The sequence below is a fragment of the Alkalibacillus haloalkaliphilus C5 genome, from assembly GCF_000269905.1.
Lineage (GTDB): Bacteria > Bacillota > Bacilli > Bacillales > Alkalibacillaceae > Alkalibacillus > Alkalibacillus haloalkaliphilus_A.
This window is the reverse complement of record NZ_AKIF01000224.1, coordinates 1-3008: the sequence shown is the minus strand read 5'-3', so window position 1 is coordinate 3008 and position 3008 is coordinate 1. Positions and strand designations below refer to the sequence as shown.

Genomic DNA, 3008 nt, shown 5'->3' with positions numbered 1-3008 from the left:
TCTTCTAAAAATGCCTTAGCCGTTTCTAGCCCAATGCCCCCAGCTCCACCTGTGATTAGTACCGTTTTACCCATCATACAACTCCCCTTTTTAAAAAATTCTGATAATAATTGTAAAATATTAAAGGAGCGATTAAAAACGCTCCCTTATTAGCTATTACCTGACTGTCGCTTGTCCACCATCCACAGGTAATAATTGACCAGTAATAAACTTAGAGTCATCACTAGCTAAAAACACCATTACAGGACCTAAATCCTCATCAGGGTCTCCATATACACCGCCCAATGGAATCTCTTGTTTAATTTGTTGATCCATTGCAATTAGTTGTTCAGAAGATAGTCTCGAACGTGCTTCTCTATACATAGGAGTATCAATTGCCGGAAGTACAGCATTTACACGCACTCCATCAGGCCCCCATTCGGCAGCAACACTCCTTGTCCAAGACATGACCGCCCCTTTTGAAGCTGAGTACAATGAAGCCCCAGCTTCTTTTCTTAAGCCTGATATAGAACCGTAGTTAATAATAGCCCCTTGTCCTTGCTCACTCATTACCTTATATGCTTCTTGGTTTATTACTATTGTTCCCTTTACATTGATATCCATAAGAAAACTATAATCTTCATCTGAAATCTCTACAGCTGGAGCTGATTTTTGAACAGCAGCAACATGAGCTAAAACATCCACCCCACCAAAATCTTTAGCTATTTGTTGAAGGACAGTTTGGATTTCAGAACGATTTTCTAGATCACAGTGATAATAAGTCGCAGTCCCTGGACCCACATTGTTAGCTTCATCTACTACTTCTTTTCCTTGGTCATCCAACACGTCCAATGATGCAACAGTTGCACCTGCTTTTACATAAGAACGAACAGTAGCAGCCCCCATACCACGTGAACCACCTGTTACGACAATCCTTTTACCTTCTAATTTCATCGACAACCAACCTCCTCACTTTTATATTGTAATCGATTATAGTTTCAATTTAACAAAGTTATTGTCGATTGTCGACAATAATGCTTGTTTAAAAAAGGAAGGTTACCCCTTCCCCTTCTTGAGCGCTTTAGTTACAGCAACTTTTGCTTGATCAAAGTTGGACTCTAATATAGCATTTGCAAAATCATCAAATTCAGGAGCAAAATCTTCCACTGTTTCTTTATCCCATTGCACTTGAGCAAATACATTTAATATTTGGTTAGCTTCTTCATAAAATTTAATTAACGCTTTATTATCTGTTAAGTAAAGTATAAACCTGAACAATTTTTCAGCGTTGTTTTGATATTCAAAAACATCTTGTTGCCTGTATTTCTCTTTAGTACCTAAGTACAATGCTTTAAATTGCGCTTTATTTTCATCTGTCCACATATTTCGTGAAAGACTGATCCCTTGTTCTATAATCCCAATCATAACTACAAGATAATCTTCAACATCTTTATCTGTAAATGATTTCACAATGGTTCCTCGTCTTGGAACACGATCCACTATACCTTTTATTTGTAATAAATAGAGCGCCTCTCTAACTGGTGCCCGACTTGTATTTAACTCTCTAGCAATGTATTCTTCTACAATCTTTTCGCCAGCTTTATATTCCCCTTTTAAGACCTTTTTCAATATAAAATTGCTAATTTGATCTGGTAAGGATTCTCCGATTTGTTCTTGTATGTCTGTTCTATTGTTAAACATGCTCAACTCTCCATAAATTCATTTGTTATGAATAGTATAACAAAATGTACAGTTAAACAATTAAACTTATGTTTAGAAGAAGTTAACAAAAACAAATCACAAAATTACATAAATTTGGTAAAATAAGAAAAAAGTATAGAGTTCTAAGGGGGTATTATAAATGGATTTAGTCGCTTTTTTTGTATTTCTTATTATAGTCCTAATCTCAATTTTTGTGATTTACAAAAAAACTCAATCAGTTGGAGTTTATAGTTTTAAAGCACTAATTACACCAACATTATTAATCATGGTTGGAGTACTTAACACGATCGCTTTATGGAATGACGCATTTGGTTTGATCAGTTGGATGTTGACTTTTGTCCTTCTATTACTAGCTGCACACTTTACTAAGTATTTAATTAACTAATTCATCTTCAATAAAATGACCAGAACGGTTCACTTTCGTTTCTAAATATTTCTCATTAAACTCTGAGTGGCCACCCCACAACGACATTCTTGCTGATACTTGGAGACCTGCATCGCTTAGAGCCATTAATTTCTTAGGATTGTTAGTCATTAACGTAACCGGTAGATTTCTTAATTCTTTTAACACTTTAATCGCGTCACTATAGTTCCTCATATCGTCTTCAAACCCTAACGCTTCATTAGCTTCAACTGTATCGTAACCATTTTCTTGCAAAATGTAAGCCATCGCTTTACTAAACAACCCAATCCCTCTTCCTTCATGGTTAGCTAAGTAAAATAAAGCACCTGATCCATGTTCAACAATATTTTGCATAGATTGTTTTAATTGAAATCCACAATCACAACGCTTACTTCCAAATATATCACCTGTATGACAAATAGAGTGAAAACGAATTAGTGCGTCTTGACTAATTTCAAAGTCGCCATATACTAACACACTGGATTGTTGAGCTTCAGCTAAGTTCGCAAAAGATAATTCATTCATTAACTCTTCATAATTATCTATTAATTCTTCTCGTTTAATCCAACTGTACCATTTGAATTCATATGTGAAACCGTGTAAGTCTACTGGCATGCGAATTGGTCCTACTAAATAAATTGCTCCACTTTCATGGTCAATTAATTGAGTACGATCTTTAAGAACAGAAAGAACTTTAGACTCAGCTTCTGTTTGAATCCCCATTTAATCACCTCTAATTTCATTAGATAAAATTTCCTTAAACAAATTTAGCTATTTATCAGTTTTTATTTTTTTATATGAATAATTGTTTTATATATAAAAACTTTAAACAAATCAAGCTGGATTGTCAACTATTAATTTGTTTACTAATAAGAAACTTATTTATATATTAGCAAATTAATAG

The 3008-nt window shown here is 34.3% G+C and carries 4 protein-coding genes; 1 reads left to right on the top strand and 3 read right to left on the bottom strand.

Going from position 1 to position 3008, the window contains the following annotated elements:
• Positions 1-156 precede the first annotated feature (156 nt).
• Complete coding sequence (locus tag A194_RS0115675) at positions 157-933, bottom strand: SDR family NAD(P)-dependent oxidoreductase (RefSeq protein ID WP_017187735.1); 777 nt, start codon at positions 931-933, stop codon at positions 157-159.
• A 102-nt stretch (positions 934-1035) separates the two neighbouring features.
• Positions 1036-1680, bottom strand: a complete 645-nt coding sequence (locus A194_RS19570; RefSeq protein ID WP_017187734.1) for a GntR family transcriptional regulator — start codon at positions 1678-1680, stop codon at positions 1036-1038.
• 160 nt (positions 1681-1840) lie between these two features.
• Between A194_RS19570 and A194_RS0115665 the strand changes: the two genes are divergently transcribed.
• Positions 1841-2086, top strand: a complete 246-nt coding sequence (locus tag A194_RS0115665; protein WP_017187733.1) for a hypothetical protein — start codon at positions 1841-1843, stop codon at positions 2084-2086.
• On the opposite strand, the gene A194_RS0115660 is transcribed toward A194_RS0115665, so the two are convergent.
• The gene (locus tag A194_RS0115660; protein ID WP_017187732.1) at positions 2075-2827 is read right to left on the bottom strand and encodes a GTP cyclohydrolase II; all 753 of its coding nucleotides are present in this window, start codon (positions 2825-2827) and stop codon (positions 2075-2077) included. The genes A194_RS0115665 and A194_RS0115660 overlap by 12 nt on opposite strands.
• Positions 2828-3008: the final 181 nt, after the last annotated feature.

What these genes read in the sequence shown, in the direction of transcription:
- A194_RS0115675 (WP_017187735.1), bottom strand. Translation starts at nt 933, where the DNA reads ATGAAATTAGAAGGTAAAAGGATTGTCGTAACAGGTGGTTCACGTGGT.
- A194_RS19570 (WP_017187734.1), bottom strand. Translation starts at nt 1,680, where the DNA reads ATGTTTAACAATAGAACAGACATACAAGAACAAATCGGAGAATCCTTA.
- A194_RS0115665 (WP_017187733.1), top strand. Translation starts at nt 1,841, where the DNA reads ATGGATTTAGTCGCTTTTTTTGTATTTCTTATTATAGTCCTAATCTCA.
- A194_RS0115660 (WP_017187732.1), bottom strand. Translation starts at nt 2,827, where the DNA reads ATGGGGATTCAAACAGAAGCTGAGTCTAAAGTTCTTTCTGTTCTTAAA.